The sequence below is a fragment of the Citrobacter sp. Cb028 genome, assembly GCF_030336705.1.
Classification (GTDB): Bacteria; Pseudomonadota; Gammaproteobacteria; order Enterobacterales; family Enterobacteriaceae; genus Citrobacter; species Citrobacter braakii.
The window spans coordinates 1,243,078-1,259,945 of record NZ_JAOWCZ010000034.1; the positions used below are offsets into that span (position 1 = coordinate 1,243,078).

The 16,868-nt window shown below is 46.7% G+C and carries 15 protein-coding genes; 1 reads left to right on the forward strand and 14 read right to left on the reverse strand.

Features of this window, described 5'->3' with window-relative positions; all coding sequences use genetic code 11:
* Positions 1-51: 51 nt before the first annotated feature.
* From OGV75_RS15625 to OGV75_RS15670, 10 genes are all read right to left on the reverse strand, one after another.
* Positions 52-858, reverse strand: a complete 807-nt coding sequence (locus OGV75_RS15625) for a PhzF family phenazine biosynthesis protein (RefSeq protein WP_047358845.1) — start codon at positions 856-858, stop codon at positions 52-54.
* Positions 845-1,501 carry a helix-turn-helix transcriptional regulator gene (locus OGV75_RS15630; RefSeq protein WP_047358844.1) on the reverse strand — a complete coding sequence of 219 codons (657 nt, stop codon included), beginning with the start codon at positions 1,499-1,501 and terminating at the stop codon, positions 845-847. Before OGV75_RS15630 ends, OGV75_RS15625 begins: the two co-directional genes overlap by 14 nt.
* Before the next feature lie 13 nt (positions 1,502-1,514).
* Entirely contained in the window at positions 1,515-1,877 is a 363-nt protein-coding gene (locus OGV75_RS15635; RefSeq protein WP_032947028.1) for a RidA family protein, read from the reverse strand.
* 822 nt (positions 1,878-2,699) lie between these two features.
* Positions 2,700-3,755 (reverse strand): AbrB family transcriptional regulator, encoded by a 1,056-nt coding sequence (locus tag OGV75_RS15640; protein WP_016152957.1) that lies wholly within the window; start codon positions 3,753-3,755, stop codon positions 2,700-2,702.
* Between the two features lie 35 nt (positions 3,756-3,790).
* Entirely contained in the window at positions 3,791-5,023 is a 1,233-nt protein-coding gene (locus OGV75_RS15645) for an ATP-grasp domain-containing protein (protein WP_016156403.1), read from the reverse strand.
* An 8-nt stretch (positions 5,024-5,031) separates the two neighbouring features.
* Entirely contained in the window at positions 5,032-5,661 is a 630-nt protein-coding gene (locus OGV75_RS15650; protein ID WP_016156404.1) for a 2OG-Fe dioxygenase family protein, read from the reverse strand.
* A gap of 146 nt (positions 5,662-5,807) precedes the next feature.
* Positions 5,808-6,011, reverse strand: coding sequence for a tautomerase family protein (locus OGV75_RS15655; protein ID WP_016152960.1), 204 nt, complete (start codon positions 6,009-6,011; stop codon positions 5,808-5,810).
* Positions 6,012-6,025: 14 nt separating this feature from the next.
* Positions 6,026-7,366: a hypothetical protein gene (locus tag OGV75_RS15660; RefSeq protein ID WP_047417697.1), complete on the reverse strand. Its 1,341-nt coding sequence runs from the start codon at positions 7,364-7,366 to the stop codon at positions 6,026-6,028.
* On the reverse strand, positions 7,356-9,218 hold the full coding sequence (locus OGV75_RS15665) for an FAD/NAD(P)-binding protein (RefSeq protein WP_149380917.1): 1,863 nt from the start codon (positions 9,216-9,218) through the stop codon (positions 7,356-7,358). The genes OGV75_RS15660 and OGV75_RS15665 overlap by 11 nt, the downstream gene beginning before the upstream one ends.
* Positions 9,215-10,405, reverse strand: a complete 1,191-nt coding sequence (locus tag OGV75_RS15670; RefSeq protein WP_046276354.1) for an MFS transporter — start codon at positions 10,403-10,405, stop codon at positions 9,215-9,217. Before OGV75_RS15670 ends, OGV75_RS15665 begins: the two co-directional genes overlap by 4 nt.
* A gap of 108 nt (positions 10,406-10,513) precedes the next feature.
* On the opposite strand from OGV75_RS15670, the gene OGV75_RS15675 reads away from it, so the two are divergent.
* Positions 10,514-11,386, forward strand: a complete 873-nt coding sequence (locus tag OGV75_RS15675) for a LysR family transcriptional regulator (RefSeq protein ID WP_016152964.1) — start codon at positions 10,514-10,516, stop codon at positions 11,384-11,386.
* A gap of 917 nt (positions 11,387-12,303) precedes the next feature.
* Here OGV75_RS15675 and OGV75_RS15680 read toward each other — a convergent pair.
* The 4 genes from OGV75_RS15680 to OGV75_RS15695 form a co-directional block, all read right to left on the reverse strand.
* Positions 12,304-13,056, reverse strand: coding sequence for an SDR family oxidoreductase (locus OGV75_RS15680; RefSeq protein ID WP_286480879.1), 753 nt, complete (start codon positions 13,054-13,056; stop codon positions 12,304-12,306).
* Positions 13,057-13,346: 290 nt separating this feature from the next.
* Complete coding sequence (locus tag OGV75_RS15685; protein WP_016152967.1) at positions 13,347-13,508, reverse strand: hypothetical protein; 162 nt, start codon at positions 13,506-13,508, stop codon at positions 13,347-13,349.
* A gap of 349 nt (positions 13,509-13,857) precedes the next feature.
* Positions 13,858-14,862: a tryptophan--tRNA ligase gene (gene trpS, locus OGV75_RS15690; RefSeq protein ID WP_016156413.1), complete on the reverse strand. Its 1,005-nt coding sequence runs from the start codon at positions 14,860-14,862 to the stop codon at positions 13,858-13,860.
* Between the two features lie 218 nt (positions 14,863-15,080).
* Entirely contained in the window at positions 15,081-16,865 is a 1,785-nt protein-coding gene (locus tag OGV75_RS15695; RefSeq protein ID WP_286480880.1) for a sensor domain-containing diguanylate cyclase, read from the reverse strand.
* Positions 16,866-16,868: the final 3 nt, after the last annotated feature.

Below are 16,868 nucleotides of genomic sequence, written 5' to 3' on the forward strand. Positions count from 1 at the left end.
GGAAGGCGTGGTCATTATATGCCTGGTTACCGTTCCGGTCATACATCGTCATTACAACTGGAATATTCCTTCGATGGTCATACGAGCGAAGCCATGCAATTCCACGCGCCCGTCATCCCGAACCACGCAGCGCAACGCCCCTTTACGCTTCCCGCCTTGTTGAGCGGTCAGGACATTTTTACCCGTACGCGCCGCCCAGAACGGGGCGAGGAAAGTGTGTGCCGACCCGGTGACGGGATCTTCGTTCACGCCGACCTGCGGGCCGAACCAACGGGACACAAAATCAAACTGGTTATCAGCGGCGGTCACGATCACGCCGCGGGTGTCGAATACCGCCAGCTTGTTGAAGTCAGGATTAAGCCCGTCGATGATGGTTTTGTCATCGACCAGTACAATCAGATCGTCCGATTTCCACACCCCGATAACACCGTCGGTAATGCCGAGGGCTGCCAGCAGCCCATCAGGAGTATCAATCTTTATGGCCGATTTAGCCGGGAAGTCCATGCAGAGTTCGTCCCCGTTCTTACTCACCGTCAACAGGCCGCTGCGGGTGTGGAAGCTGATAGTTTCTTGTTGGTAGCCAAGCTTGTTGAACAGCACCCAGGATGCAGCGAGAGTGGCATGACCGCACAAATCCACTTCAACCGCAGGCGTACACCAGCGCAGTTGATAACCCTCCTCGAACGGCACAAAAAACGCGGTTTCAGAAAGATTATTCTCCGTGGCGATGGCTTGCAGAACAGCGTCAGGCAGCCACGCAGTTAACGGACAAACGCCCGCCGGGTTGCCGCCAAAAGGTTGAGAGGTGAAAGCATCAACCTGATAAAAAGGAATTACTGTGGTGTCAGACTTTGTCATTTAATTTATCCAGATAGTTGTAAACGGTGTATCGGGTGACGCCCAGCGCTTTAGCGACATGATTAACGCTGCCTTTAATCTTGAAAAAGCCCTGAGCATGTATTTCAGAAATAACCCGTTTTCTGAAATCAATTTTATTTTCTGAACCCGTGGGTCTGAATTTCGAAATAACGTCATCCAGAGATTTATCCTGAATATCACCTAGCGGATTTTCCGGCGTTTCAGCCGCGGCGGCCGGATGGAGTAAATAGTCCAGGTCGCGTTTGAGTTTTGATACCACATCCATATCGACGTTAATGCAAAAAGCCACTAACGGCACGCCGTCCTTGCTGTAATAAATCGTCGATGCGCTATTCAACGTGGTGCCAGAGAGAGTGGTGGTGGTATATCCACTGAATACCTGACTGGGAACACGCTGCGAAGCATCCAGTAAACCTAAAAATCCCGTGTCATTTTCCGGGCCGGACAACAGCGCATCACCGGGTTTCCTGCCGCTGACGTGTCCATTAATGATGTTTATCACGGACGATTCGGGGCGGGTAAGGTCATGCAGAACCGCTTCTGTGTTTAAGGGAAGCGTGGTTCTCAATGCCTCAAGCGAAGCCGTCAAAATAGTGATTAAACGTTCACGTTCGTCTTTCATTTTGCTCTCTCCATCAGACAACGGCCTGGACTTCTATTTCGACGTCTAAATCAAATGCAAGGTGGCTGGTGACGACGCTCCTTGCGGGGAAACCTTCCGGGAAGAACGCGCTGTAAGCAACATTGAATTCGCTAAAGTGCTCCATGCTGCTTAACCAAACCTGGACTTTCACAATGTGGTTCAGCGTCGTATGCGCCCGCGCCAGAGTTTCCCGGATGGCGTGCATGATATGCCGGGTCTGCTGGGTGACAGATCCATACAACGGTTCACCTTCGGGGCTCATGGCGACATGGCCTGAAAGAAAAACAAACCCGTTCACCTGCACGGCGTCTGAAAAGGGAAAAGGCTTGGTCGTGGGGTAGCGTACGATAGACATGTGTCAGATTTGCCCTAAAGAAAGTGTAGTAGCACGGTAGCATGACTTTATTTTAAATTAAACAAAATTATTATTTTAAACATTTGTTGATTTTGTGGTTTTCCTGCATCTCCACTAGCTGAGCATCGACAGATGCTTTGTTGACGTGATGGGACATGTTCTGACCCGCGTTTAAGTTCTGTAAGGACAAGCTCGTCTGTTTCTGGTACTGATCGGATAAGCTAACTGAGCGAATGTCCGTAGTGGGCGAGGAGCGGAAGTTAGTCTCGTAAGCACAAAAGCAGTCAGTCGGAAGCTCTATAAAAGTGAATGATTCGTTTTGCAGGAATACTTACACCGCCAGTTAGTTTGAAAATGGTGCAATTTCTCAACACAGGGTTTACCCAGATGGCTATGTCACCACCTCCTATTTTTGAAGGCAACGACTATTACAGCGTCTCTGAAGAATTTTTTAGCAAATTACCAGCTGATCTAAGAGCGCCTTTTGAACAAATAATGAAGAAAGGGGCGGAGATTATTAGCGGTTGCGATAAAGAGATTGAAAGTCTGATTAGACTTATAAAGGTAATACCTACTACAACAAGCCTTAGTTACATTTATCGTCGGCTTCGTACGACCAAGTTTGAAATAACTACTGAATCGATGATGGAACAGGAGATGTTAACAACCGCTTTTGTGGTCAGCTACGCACGTTTGTTCGCCAAAAGCAATGGCACTTGCGTTCTCCAGCGGAATGATCTCCCTGTCCACCTACGGGCTGTTCATGATGAGCTGTATAAAATTCGCAACGAACGTTATGCTCATAACGGAGGTCATAACCCCCTACAGCGGCCTCGTCGGCTTACTGGTTTTAGCGCTATTACCTTCTATAACCTCTCTTTTGCGGTAGATAACTATTGCAGGGATCGTTTGGATGAGCAACATGCGTATAATATGGCTTGCCATCACAAAACTCGCATTCGCGTTAAGCGCCAGTGCCGCAAAGGACATTGATTCCACGCTCCCGGGAACCCAGGAGAGCATCAATACATAAAATGGATAATCCAGAAGATGCGCCGCTGTAAATGCCATCATGACCGTCACACCCAGTCCAATAGCAATGAGCTGTATTGAAGACCAAAGATGACGCAAAAATGCAGTCAACGTAAACGCAATAAAATGATGCCCCAGTAATATGCCCATCAGGATCATACTGAACTGATTGAAAATATCGGGAAAAAACACAGTCTGAGATGACAAAGGGTGCAGGAGTGCTGCACAAAGCAACGACGTGATCATAAAGGGCGCAGGAAAGTGGAAGCGTTCAAGGCATTTGCCCAACACATAGCCCGCAAAGACAATGCCCAATAGCCAGAGCACATTAGTCGTTGCAAACAATACAGGCGGCATGGCCATATGGGTTTGCGCACCGCCGGTAATATATCCGGCAAATAAGGTCAATGTGATGAGCCGAAGCGAGTGCGAAATGATAATTTTTTGCGGCGGCGTTTTAACATGGGACGCTAGCGCTAATACCGCTGCCATTGCCCCCGGAACGGCGCCCAATAACGCCTCTTCCTTACTCCAGCGTAATCGGTGAATACACCACAAGTAGCATGCGGTGAATTGCAGGGATAAGCATACTAATAACAACACCAGTAAAAATGCGATATTTCCTTGCGCCCCAAAAGAAAAATCGCGAAATAAAAGACCAATTGACGTACCAAGAGAGAGTTGAATCACCGTCAGGCTGCCCGGCAGTACTGGCACAGAAAGACCGGTACGTTTTAACACCAGCACGGTAATAAGGGGGCCAAACATCATACCTAACGGAACGTTGCAATAGGTAAAACCCAACCCAGCCAGGATACAAAGAGCAAAACCTAACAATAATTTCATACACCTTTCTCCTGGCTACCGGGAGTGTTAAATACTCAGTGAACGGTTTCGTTAACCCAAAGGGTATTTTCAGCAACCCATTGGGTCAATGCATCAAGACGTTCGTGTATTTCCCGGCTGGACTCCGCTTGAACAATAGCACTCACGATCTCGCCATTTGTTAATTTCATCGCGTCATATTGGCGGCCGACGACACCTGTTGCCCGATATTTAACCACAAAAGGCAATGGACATTTTTCCGCAATAGAGAGGAGCGTGCCCTGTGCAGGCGGCACATTTAATTGGCCAACCCGTAAAACGGGTTGTCTTTGCGATAAATCCTGCGGATAGATTTCGCATAAACTGGCTTTAAGCCAGGTCATTCGAGGATCAAGACCAAAAGCGGCCCCTAATTCTTCATTGACAAAGCAGCCACCTAATCGGCAAGCAAGCTCGCCAAAAATAATGTTGTTATCTTTATCAACAAAAACTTCAAGGTGAAGCAATGCGTTTTCTTCCGTTGGAAAAACCTCTTCAGCAAGATATTTGGTGTAGGCAATCAGTTTACGATGCAGCGGCGTGTCATCTTCCATAACCAGACCTAATGTTTTCCCGGATAGAAAATCCAGGCAGGAGACGGTTGCACGAGATGCAGAAACAAATATCGCCTTTCCTTTTAAATACAACGCATTAATTTGATAAGCTTCGCCTTCGATAAATTTTTCAATGAGCAGATTGTGATACTCTGGCGGCTTAACCTGCGCCAGATATTTATAAAGCTGGCCTTCATTTTTAAGAACCACCACGCCCTGTGATCCACGCCCATCATTAGGTTTGATGACGCAGGGATATCCCTGTTCGGCAATGAATCGCGCCATCGCAGTCGCACTGTCGACGCGTGCCATAGCAGGAACCGGTAACTGATGAGACTGAACAAGCGATTTCATCATAAATTTATCACGGAAGAACATGGCCTTTTTTTCACGGTCGTGTGTCAAACCCAGACGATCGCTGATTCGCGCGGCCCTCAGAACATCGATTTCGGCGAGGTAAAAGATACCCGTTGCTTTATTGTCCTGGGCGTAGTGGTAAATATCCATTTCCACGAAGGGATTATCATTAAAGTTTTCATAAAAAAGGAAAGAAAAACCTGCCCCCATATGATCAAGAATATTATCGATCTGGCTTGCGCACGTTGCAATCAGAACCGGGGCCACTGATTGCAATGACTGCCACTCTTCACGTGAGTGCTGAAAAATAATTTTTGGTGGACACAGCAAGATATTCATTGTTTTTCTCATTCAATATCAAATGTAATGACAAATACATCCCGATAACCTTTTCCTGGCAACAAAGGAACCACTGCCGCGGTATAATGCTGATAATTCACATCATTGAATATTACTGCATCGCCCGCATGCAGTTTGAACGTAGAGGCATCATTGCCCCCATCATGATTAGGAATAAGCGTGGTTTCTCCACCAGTCACATTCTCAATTTCGCTGCAATAGATTGCAATGTACTTAAAACCATCTTTATGAATACCCTCTGGAGCGGGATATCCAGGCCTTCGGTCATCTGTCGTTATTCTTATTTGATGAATGCCAATATTGTAAGTCGTGTCTGGAAGCAATGGCAAAAGCTTACGAAACACCAGATTCATCACTTCTTCAGCAACGTCTTGTTTTATTTCTGGGTATTTTCTTGCAATACCGCCAGCGTAATTGTTCAGTTTTTCCGCTTGAAAAAACTCACCCACTGCGCACAGATCAAAATACTTTTCACGTCCGGCCCTGGCCTGCATGTAACTTCTGAACCGAAAAATACCATCTTCAGCCTTAAGCCACGGATCGGGTAGTAATTCATCAAAACTATTTTTGACTTTCGCTGAAGTCTTCCCCAGTCGAATATGATGATAGGCGTGCATAGATAACGTCCTTAATACGGTAGTTTGAGCAGTCTACTTATAAGATATGAAATGCATATCCAACAATAAATAATATTGCAGACTCTTTTATACTGATAATCTATGGGCAAAAGTAAGGAGGCAGGCTCCTTACTTTTTAAGTCACTCTACTTGCTTTTTTTACGTAACTCCGTCACTGGCACGCCACCAATTCCCCAGTTATCAGTCTCCACTTCATCAATGACCACGATGGTTGTGCTGGGGTTTTTATTCAGGACATCAACCAATAGTTGTGTCACTCCCTCCATTAATTTTTTCTTTTGCTGATCGGTAGCACCTTCATTAGTAATTTTAATATTTACGTAGGGCATATGAACTCCTTTTATTAGATGATTTTTGACATTGCACCAAGATAAACAAGTGCAAAGAGATTAAACGATAGAACATAACCGTAGTGCATTTTAAAACTGGTGTTACTGGGTGATACATTCAGACTGTTTGCGGCGAAAATAGCATTGATCGATACGGGAGAAATAAGCTGAGTTGCAATAAATAAGCAAATCCATATCTGATAATCAACCATCCCCCCCGTAAGATAATCAGAAAATATCGACCATGCGATACTAAAGATAATCAGTGGATGGATACCTAATAAACCAAAAAGCGGTACGATGAACAAAATAATCGCGTAGATCTGCAACGTTGTCAGCCCGCCAACATAAGCAGTGATACCCTCAGGTACATGGGAAAAAAGCAGCCAACAAACTGAGGTCAACACACTACAGCTTAAAAGCAACAATACCTCACCGGATATATTCTGTGCTGATTCAGTTAATTGCTCAGCCCAGGGTTTATCCTTTTTAACCAGATGATCGACAACAAAGAGCACGACTGCTGTAAAGGCAATACTTTGCAGTGAATTAAGATTCAGTACCGTTAATGAAAAAATGAATACTCCCCAGAACAGACCTACACATAGCAGGATATACCGCATCCCATCACGGCTGGGTGTCACCGTCTCGTTTTCAGCGATTACCGTCACTTTTGCGCTTTGGTTGAACAAGATACTGAATAAAAAGAGAGGGATACCCACCAGCATCGCCTTAAGATGCGGTACGTCAGGCATTGCCGCCCAAACGGCAGCAGCGCCGATGGTGGTTGGCATCAGTACCATCGTAATGCATACGGTGCGCGTAATAATCTTTGCCAGGTTGAATCTTGGCCCAATAACTGACTTGAGGCCATCGAGCAGCAATGATATTGCCCCCAGACTCATTGGCCATGTTAAGAACGCCGTCAATAACGTAACCCCAAAAGTCATGTTCGATGTTTTTCTACGCGAAAAATATCCTCCCAGAACAGCTGTAAAATTAAGAGAGGCCATGACTTGTCGTAATAAGGCAATACCAACAAGCAGTAAAATCACATCAAAATATCGCGAAAAAATTGCAGGGAGCACAATGCCTTTCAGGTTGTTTGTAGCAAGAAGAAACATCATCGAGCAGAGAAAAATAATCACACCACTTCTGGCGGATGATTTTTTTGACCAGAAAGCAAATGTCGATGCGAAGTAGAGCACGGCGGTAACTCCCGCAATAGCCGACATCGCCGCATGTTTATCCGTCAACGCACAAGCGAACAGAAATACCAGCAATGATGTTATCGCTAACGCAGGTTGCAATGATTGCCACGCCTTGCCACGGGCCTGGATTTGCTCAGTCTGCATTTATCGCTACCTCTGGCTGAGCCTGCCGCACCATCATTTGATGATACATATCTGCGACACAACGGCCTGCATCAACCAGGAATCTTGAATTAACCAGCGGACGTGGCAGGACGTAGGTGTAAAAATTCGCGCCTTCCGCAGGATTGCCCAGCACCCAAAAAGTCGTCTGCGCTTCCCCCATGCGATTAATAGGATGCTGGCATTGATCGATATCCAGCCCACCCGGGTGATACCCCTCATTCATAAATGGACGAACAATACCATTGGCTGTCATATTTCTGATTAACGGTGAAGCGTCATGTAGTGGCGAAAAACTGGCAATTTTCGCCTTGATTAAAACATCAGCCTGAATCTCAGTACTCTCTTCTTTAAAAGGTGAGTGAACTTCGAATTTTCCTTCGCAGTCGTTCAATACTAACCTTGAATCTTTACCACCGGCCAGACTCACCACATTCGCTTCCATTAATGCTAATAGTTGTTCATTTCTTAACTTCGGCGGGCCAACGGCAATGCGGTTAAAAATAGGATTAAAATGCTCAAGGAAATACTGATGTGACCGCGATTCAAGCCCTGAATTATCAATCGCTTCTCGTAAAATATCCCTGACATCACGAATAATGTCTGTCGCCGCTTTGATCGGGCCATGGACATTGCCCTCCTCAGACTCCTGGAGATCTTTACGCAGGAAATACATAAACCATTGAGTATAATCCTTTAAACTCAGATGTTCCTGCGATTGATGTGGATAAAGCACACTGTCAATTACCGCGATGTCTTCAGCGCTCGGTTCATAAGAGCCAGCATCTAACCACTGCCCATTTAGGGTTGAACGATAGGCATAACACATTTCTTTATGCAGTAAGGGGAAAACTTGTTCAAGAAAATCGATTTTTGAAGATCCTTTCTCAAACACATTTTTCAACCGCAATTCTCTGATAGCCATTGCCGTTAAGAAGCGTGGGGAGTACTGCCCAGAAACGCCTTTTTGATTCGCGCCGCGACTGCTAAAAGGTAGAGCCTTACGTGAATAGATAAAAATACCCGGTTCTTTTCCGGAAGGATGATAGCGAAGTTCACCCTCTTCCCGGCTAAATTTTCCACCCCTGCCGATAGTGAGTTGCGAAATGACATCATAGGCAGTCAGACCAATACCCTGAACAATCACATTTGATTCCGCTGTTATTTTATTCAAATTATTTATTGGATAAGGAGTCGAATAGTAGTCCAGGCGTTCATTTTTCTTATAATTATTGGCAATAAATCGTTCAACAAGATGATCGTCAAACGTTTTGGCGTTGTCGCTGTGACCAGTGGTTAAATAGACGTAATCGGCCACCACACGCTGACTGTCTTCCAAGACAATAATAGACTTCGCATCGTCCTGAATCAGAATGTTGTTGGCCTGCTGATTTATCTGTGTAACCGAGATATTGTCAGGCAAACTTTTGATAATTTCGTGATAAAACCAATTTAAGTATTCACCTAATAATCGACGAGGTAAATAATCGTTGGCGTCAATTGGTTTGCCAGCCACGTCTTTTAAATAACGGCCATCAACATTTTTATAGCCCTGCTCATTAGCCCACTGATGAAAACATGGCCCTGAACGGAAAGATCCGGCATTTTTTACCGTTGCATCACCAAATAATGTTATCTGGCAAGCAACGGTGTTAACCAATAAATGGTCGGGCTGCGATAAACTGTGCGCACCTACACCCATCGCATTTTTATCAACGATAACAATATTAATATGTTCATTCTGTTTACGTTGTGCATGCTGAGCACAAATCCTTTCCAGAATACTAAGCCCCCGAGGTCCCATTCCTATAATAGCAACGGTTGTCTTTTTCATTCTTTGCTCCAACTTTGAGAGTATTTAACTTTGCTGTGTTGAACATAGCTAATCCCTGCTGCGATAAATAACGCACAAGCGCCAGATAATATTGAAATAGTCATCCCGTTTTTATTGTTCTGAAACGCACTCACGATTAATGGCCCGGCAATTTGCCCAATGCCATATGTTAACGTCACCAGACCCAGAAGATTAATTTTCTGTGGTGCAGAAATCTTTTTCGCGAGTGGCATAACGAGAGAACTGGTTCCCATGAAAGTTGCACCAAAGCCAATACAACTCAAGGTCAATAAAAGCGGGGAATGGATAAACGAGGCCATCACAACGCAGCTCGCCTGCACAATTAAGTTAACACTCAGGCAGGACAATATGCTCCACTTGCGTGCAGCCCATAACCAACCATAGCATCCTGGGATAACGGCAAGGCCAACAATAGACCAGATATGGTTGGCCAGAAATTCATTACCCACTCCCCGGGCCATTAAAGGGAGATAAGTAGCTACAATGATATAACCGAAGCCTGCCAGTCCATATAACAATGCTAAATTCCACCACTGGATGTTCGGCTCGGATGACGAAGCTTTTTTCTGAGGAGGTAGAACGTGTTTATTTGCAGGCAGCAATATAATCAGCGCGATGAAGAGTACAGCTGAAATGATTGACGCGCCGATCCATAGTAGCTTTGAATTTAATGCATATGCGATACCGGCTATAACATATTCATTGCCTATAAAAATACCCACCCCGACGCCGGCAAACAAAGAAGCAATGACAAACGGATTATGGGTATGCTGTAGCATAAGCATCGACCCGAATATCATCATGCCTGCGCTGGCAACACCGGCGAAAAATCGAATAACAATTACTATATCAGGGTGCGTGACTACTGCCATCGCAAAAATAAGCAGGCCGGTGACTAATGCAGCACAAATTAACATCGTTTTGATATTCTTCAGGCCACCAAAAATACCAAACGAGAACAGGAGGCTGCCAACCAGGTATCCGGCGTAATTCGCGCTTGCGATTAACGATAATTGCGAAAAATTAAAAATGCCTTCATGCAACATGACCGGCAGCATCGGAGTATATAAAAACCGACCAATTCCCATCCCCAGCGTTAAAACAATCATACCGAAGACAGCCGTGCTCAACTGGCGATGGCCAATAACATTGTGATCAAGATCCATTTTTCAGGCTCAATATGTCAATCAGATTTGATTGTTATGTTACATAAAGAAATGATAATAAAAAGTTAATAAAAATGACGAAAACCTTCACTTTGAGTGACAGACACGATGAACAGTACCTCATTAAATTTGTTTAAAACCGTCGCGGAAACCGGCTCTATCACCGCAGCAGCCCGTAATCTGCACTGCGTTTCTTCAAACGTCACGACGCGGCTCAAGCAACTGGAGTCCAGCCTGGATGTTTCGTTGTTTGTTCGCGAGAAGAATCGTCTTCACATCACCCCTGAAGGTGAACTGCTTCTGCGTTACGCTAACAAAATCCTCGCGCTTTTAGACGAAGCCGAGTTGTCTATGCAGGGAACGAAAGCGGCTGGCCCTCTGCGCATTGGCGCAATGGAAACCACTGCCGCCGTCCGACTTCCTGCTTTGCTGGCAAACTTCCACCGTGAAATGCCCTCCGTAGAATTAAACTTAAAAACGTCACCGACAGATGTGTTAGTTCGTCAGATCCAGAATAGTGAACTTGAAATTGCCTTCGTCGCTGACCACAAGGCGTTGCACGTAGACAATTCAAGGCTACAAACGCAGGTGCTGTGTCAGGAAACCCTGGTTCTGGTTACGGCCGCAGAGCATGGTGATGTCGTGACGGGAGCCGATCTGGAGGTGACAAGGCCGCTCGTCTTTGTGAAAGGATGTAATTATCGTTCCCGGCTTGGGCAATGGTTACGGCTACAAAATGTCGATTATGACGACCCGCTGGAGTTTGGTTCTTTTCAGGCAATACTTGGTTGCGTAAGTGCCGGAATGGGCATTGCATTATTGCCTGAGAGCGTCGTCAAACAGTATGAAACGAGCTTCCCCATACGGTGCCACTCTATTACTCCTCACATTGGTAATGTCAATACTATGATGATATGGCTTAAAAATCGTGAGGTTAGCCGGGTATTGAATTGCTTTGTTTCCTTTGTTTCATCCCACTGAGGTATTCCACAACCATATTGTGCCGTTAGGACTTTTGGGCTGGTAAATACTCTATATGGATCTATTATCGATGCAGGCTTTCAGTTTCAGGATTGACTAATGCAATTTAATAGAGTTGCTGAAGATTTCTTTCCTGGGATTGGTCAAGAAATTTGACCACTGTTTTGTAGTAAGAACGGCATCTGCTCTCTGATTCGTTCGTTGCCAGTCTGCCATTGCCACAGAGCTGCTGTTGCAGCCCTGACAACCTTAGACTTCAATCGATTCAGAGATCTCTAACGCATCATCGACTTCAATGCCCAGATAACGGCGATCCTGTTGTGCTCCAGCATCCTGCACGGCAATTTACCCTGACGGGGAATAACATGTTGATATGCAAAAATGTTCCTAACAAAATTGATTTCAGTTACATCGAGGCTAACGGCTACGATCCCTTTATGCGTGATTTCATCAAAGGTAAAACCTATCCGTATGGTGAGTGGTAGGACATAACGATCAGAAAAATCATAAGGATCTGCTTGAGATCCTTTTGAGCATCAATCTGATTGTTTGACGGGTTAGACTTCTATATTTTTTTAAATGTTTCATTTTGCAAGTTCGCTCCCACCAGGTCAGCTATGACCGATTTTGGCATGGAACGGCTACGCTGACAGACCCAAGGACTGCCACGAGTAAGACTGGCAGTAATACTTTTCGACGCTTGTCATATCGCTTGTGGTAATAGAGGCGCAAAATCCCTCAAGTCAGGGGCTAATGTGTTTTATTACTTTTGGATTTCATCATTTCATAGCCAAACTATTCTAATCATTTTCAGCTTCCTGCCAGAAAGCGGGAAAAGTACTATTGTTCAGGCTTTAACAAAACAGTTAAACGCTCTGTACTTGAGAAGAGCTCCAATGATTATTATCTTGGGGGAGTTAGCAACGCCAGCCCCTGGCACTCAGTTTCTCGCGAGTTGGACCTTGAAAGTAGATACTACCTATATGGCAACTACGCGGTTGAGCGAGCACAAAACGAATTGTTTCCCAGACTGAGCGTCCATTTAATAAACGTTCCCCCATTCTGGATTGACTATCAACAAACGTATCTAACCCGGTAAGTTCGAAATCCGGTGGATACAACCCGGTCACACGTATATTTTCTTCGGACAACTGGTGTGACAGTTTAGATGTGAATCCGCTAAGCCCGTGTTTGCTGGCAAAAAAAGCGGGATGCGCAATTGAATCCGTAAAATTCGGAATCCCACATGAAGATATTATTGAGACGACATCCGCGCTTTCTGAACGTCTTAACCCAGGCAACAATGCATGAGTCAGTAAAATCGCACCTGTCAGTCCTGAACTGACGGTATTGATAATTTCTGCGTCTGGTTGATCGTCTAACGTTCCTGACAGCCACTGGGCGGCATTGAGGATTAAAATGTCGATGGGCTTGTCTGAAGTTAACAACTGTGAAGAAAACTGCGAAAGGGATTCAGGCTGGGTTAAATCACAGATATATCCTTTTGCAATCCCGCCTTCAGCCGCGATGATACTGCAAGTTTTTTGAATATCATCAGCACGCCGCGCGCAAAAATCCACCTCGACGCCTTCTCGCGCCAGCCACACGCACAGCGCCTGGCCAAATCCTCCGCCTCCACCCGTAATTACAGCTCTTTTACCTCTTAGCATCTTCATCCATCCTTTTCTTTATGACTATGTGTGGATATAGATATACATGAGGAGGTGGATTGGCATCTTTCAATTAGTGCCATTTTTACATGAGGAATAGGGATAGGGGACTTGCAAAGCCAGCGTCTGGCGCGGAGCGGACTGAGCGTTAGGTTATTATATTCTCTGCAAGGATATGTATGCGCTGTAAACCAATTTTAATTGTGCTATTTAGTCAGTAAATTTGCTTAAAATACCATTCATCTTCTGTTTATAAAGACAAGAAGATGGATGTATTAATCATTTAGATATCAGTAGCCTGCAGCCCTGTTGGCTTCTTTGATGCGATTGTTTCTTGCGTCTTTATCGTGTTGGTCTTTTGCCTGCATTATCCCACTTGCAGCATCCACCCAATCATTTGCGGTACAACCTGATAATACCATACTCAACATTAATGCAAACGCATACTTCATTTTAACTCCATCATTCATTATTGTATAAATAGCGTCTGTGTAATGCTCAATGTATTTAACGCTAATGCGGTTAATTTAACAAATAATCATATCTCAGGCAAGGTGAGGATTTCGAACCCGTACATGTAATGGGTAATTCATAATGATTAGCTGAAATAATTGAAGGGGCAGGGTAGAAATAGCACTGCATAAAAAACGACATATCGTCTTGAGTGGATTATTAAACAGCGAATTAATTAGCCTCTGTGACAGAGGTTATCTTTACGCGTCAACGCATAGCTGCGCCACTCCCGGCGATTGTCATTCGTCGGGAGCTATCTTTAATTATCGAACCTGTAGTGCTTCGAGTTCAGAACACCGGCAAACCCAGTCCTTGCTTTACTTCTTTTAATGTCTGCTGCGTGACCTCGTGCGCCTCTTCGCTTCCTTTTTTGAGCATCGCCATCAGCATTCCTTTATCCTGGATGTAGGTTGCCCGCCGCTCGCGCATCGGGGCGATAAGCTCCTGCAAGCACATCTCCAGCTCGTTTTTGCATGTCCGGTCACCCAGCCCGCCGCGCTGATAATGCGCTTTCATCTCCGCCACTTTTGCTTTATCCGGATGAAAAGCATCGAGGTAAGTAAATACCATATTGCCGTCAATCTGCCCCGGATCGGACACTTTTAGATGATTGGGATCGGTGTACATTGCGCTGACCGCATGATGAATAGCCTCTTCGCTGGCAGACAGGAGTAGTGTGTTGCCGAGCGATTTTGACATTTTGGCATTACCGTCGATCCCTGGAAGACGGCTGGTCTCACTCAGTAGCGCTTTACAATGCGACAAGACAGAGGTCGGTAACAGACTATTCATCTTATGCACGATCTCATTGGTCTGTTCGATCATGGGCAACTGATCGTCGCCGACGGGAACCACCTCGGCTTTGAAGGCGGTAATATCTGCCGCCTGGCTGATGGGATAAACCAGAAAGCCAACCGGTAACGAGCGGGCAAATCCTTTCTGCGCAATTTCGTTTTTGACCGTAGGATTTCGCTCCACGCGAGCCACGGTAACAATGTTCATATAAAGCGCGGTCAGCTCAGCGAGGGCGGGCAGGGCCGACTGCAGACAAATGGTGGTGAGTGACGGGTCGATTCCTGCGGCGAGGTAATCAGCCAGCACTTCGGGAATATTGTTGCGGATCTTTTGTGGTGTGCTGCCGTTATCGGTTAGCCCTTGCAGGTCAGCAACCAATATAAACTGCTGATAATCATGTTGCAGCGTGGCGCGCTGGCGCAGAGAGCCAACATAGTGGCCGAGATGCAGCGGGCCAGTGGGACGATCGCCAGTGAGGATGATAGTTTTGTTGTTCATGTAAGACTCCTTAATCAAAAAACCGAAAGGGGTCTTTAAATGCAAATAACCGCCTTTCGGCGGTTATTTAAAATGGGGAAAACACATTCTGACCGCCTTTAAGAAGGCAGCCACCACAGGTTGTGATTAAACGCGGTGATATCGTGTTTTGTGTTCATCCAGTCAACATATCACCGCCTGGCGCAGAGGTAAAGCAATGCACGGCGTACTGACGTATCTTAGCTCGCTTCCAGCATGCCAAAGCTCACGATGCGCGAACGGCCTAACTCTTTCGCGCGATACAGCGCCACGTCTGCGGCGCGCAGAAGATTGTCGCTCTGGGCGTGCTGCGGATAGCTGGCAACGCCGATAGAGACATCAACGTGACCAATCTCTGAAAGTCCAAAGCGCAGCGACAGTTCGCGTACACCATTATAAATATCTGTCGCAAAGCGGTTGGCGGCCTGCTCATCCGTATTGGCCAGCAACACCAGAAACTCTTCACCGCCGTAGCGGAAGGCCATGCCGCTGTCATGGACAACGCGCTGAATAGTGGTGGCGATACTTTTTATTACGCTATCGCCCGCCTCATGGCCAAAGCGGTCGTTAATATTTTTGAAATGATCGATATCGATCATCAGGCAACTGATCGGCTCTTTGTTACGCACTGCCTGGCTCATCTGGGTACGCAGCGTATCTTCCAGATGGTGACGGTTGCGCAGGCCGGTTAGCGGGTCGTAGAGCGCTTTCTCCAGCAGCGCATCACGCAGGCGCTGGTTGGCTAACGCCAGACCGAGTGCTTCCGCCATCAGTTCCAGATACGCGCGAGAGGGAGCGGAATCATTGCTGAGGTTCTGGAATGAGAGCAGGCCGATGGCTTCACCCTGGGCAATCAGTGGCACGCACAGGGTATGCTGCTGGCATGATTCCGGTAGATGGTAGCAGGCGATATCGGGTTCGCCTTGCACCGGTGGATGGCTCTGACCGCGGCGCACTGCCCAGCATTCGTCCGGGTGGAAAGCATCCGCTTTGCCCTGCGGTGAAAGCCATTGCGCAACGCAGCGCATCTGCCAGGGCTCTCGATCCAGTATGTAAAGTCGCCCGGCAATACCGGGAGCAACATTCGGCGCAAACAGCTCTGCCACATTAATGACATCGGCAAAATTCTCGCAGCCTTGCAAACGTTGAGTCATACGTGCGAGCAGCTCGCGGATTGCCCAGTCGGCGTCTCGTTCTTTCTCCAGTCGCTGACGTGCCAGGCCGTTCTCGCGAAAAATGCGGATCGCATGCGCCATATCGCCGATTTCGTCGATCTGATTAAAGCTGGGTGTCTCAACGGCGTAATCCTGCGACGCCAGACGGTTAACCACATCGCTCAAACGCACCACGGGACGCAGTACGCGGCGTTTTAAAATAAAGCCGAGAACGAACAAAAATAGCAGCGCCGTCAGCCCGACCATCACTTCCGAAGCCGTACGTAGCGTGCGCGAAGTCTGAGTGGCATCTTCAATGGTGTTGCGTACGCGGCTGTCGAGTAACTGACGGAAATGATCTATCCGGTCCTGGGCTCGCTCCAGTTCCTGTTCATAGGATTTGCCATACAGCAGGGCGATGGCCTGCGACTCTTCTCCGCGCGTGACGCTGGCAAGCGCCGCAGCTTGCTCATCCTGCAGGGCATCAACAATCTGTAGCCCTTCATGCAATAGCGCCAGCTCTTCATCCGTCGCCCCAATGTCTTTTAGTTTCGACAGTCGCTGTTCAACGGCTTTCAGCGACGCTTCTTTCTGGCGGTAGGCGTTAAGCGCTTCCGGGTCTTTTGCAATAACATATTCGCGTGCCAGACTGGACAGCGACCAGGCATCGAGCTCGACTTCTTCGGTCAGTTGATCGAATTGATAACGCTGCTCCACCACCTGGCGTTCGGTGTTATCGGCGCTGGAGGCCATCAACATGACAACGCCGGAGGCAATGGTCAGACACACCGTCGCGCTGTAGGCCCAGTTGGTGATTGTGGCAATTCGCACTGA

Coding starts and splice junctions, on each gene's coding strand:
- OGV75_RS15625 (WP_047358845.1), bottom strand. CDS start 858: ATGACAAAGTCTGACACCACAGTAATTCCTTTTTATCAGGTTGATGCT.
- OGV75_RS15630 (WP_047358844.1), bottom strand. CDS start 1,501: ATGAAAGACGAACGTGAACGTTTAATCACTATTTTGACGGCTTCGCTT.
- OGV75_RS15635 (WP_032947028.1), bottom strand. CDS start 1,877: ATGTCTATCGTACGCTACCCCACGACCAAGCCTTTTCCCTTTTCAGAC.
- OGV75_RS15640 (WP_016152957.1), bottom strand. CDS start 3,755: ATGAAATTATTGTTAGGTTTTGCTCTTTGTATCCTGGCTGGGTTGGGT.
- OGV75_RS15645 (WP_016156403.1), bottom strand. CDS start 5,023: ATGAATATCTTGCTGTGTCCACCAAAAATTATTTTTCAGCACTCACGT.
- OGV75_RS15650 (WP_016156404.1), bottom strand. CDS start 5,661: ATGCACGCCTATCATCATATTCGACTGGGGAAGACTTCAGCGAAAGTC.
- OGV75_RS15655 (WP_016152960.1), bottom strand. CDS start 6,011: ATGCCCTACGTAAATATTAAAATTACTAATGAAGGTGCTACCGATCAG.
- OGV75_RS15660 (WP_047417697.1), bottom strand. CDS start 7,366: ATGCAGACTGAGCAAATCCAGGCCCGTGGCAAGGCGTGGCAATCATTG.
- OGV75_RS15665 (WP_149380917.1), bottom strand. CDS start 9,218: ATGAAAAAGACAACCGTTGCTATTATAGGAATGGGACCTCGGGGGCTT.
- OGV75_RS15670 (WP_046276354.1), bottom strand. CDS start 10,405: ATGGATCTTGATCACAATGTTATTGGCCATCGCCAGTTGAGCACGGCT.
- OGV75_RS15675 (WP_016152964.1), top strand. CDS start 10,514: ATGAACAGTACCTCATTAAATTTGTTTAAAACCGTCGCGGAAACCGGC.
- OGV75_RS15680 (WP_286480879.1), bottom strand. CDS start 13,056: ATGCTAAGAGGTAAAAGAGCTGTAATTACGGGTGGAGGCGGAGGATTT.
- OGV75_RS15685 (WP_016152967.1), bottom strand. CDS start 13,508: ATGAAGTATGCGTTTGCATTAATGTTGAGTATGGTATTATCAGGTTGT.
- trpS (WP_016156413.1), bottom strand. CDS start 14,862: ATGAACAACAAAACTATCATCCTCACTGGCGATCGTCCCACTGGCCCG.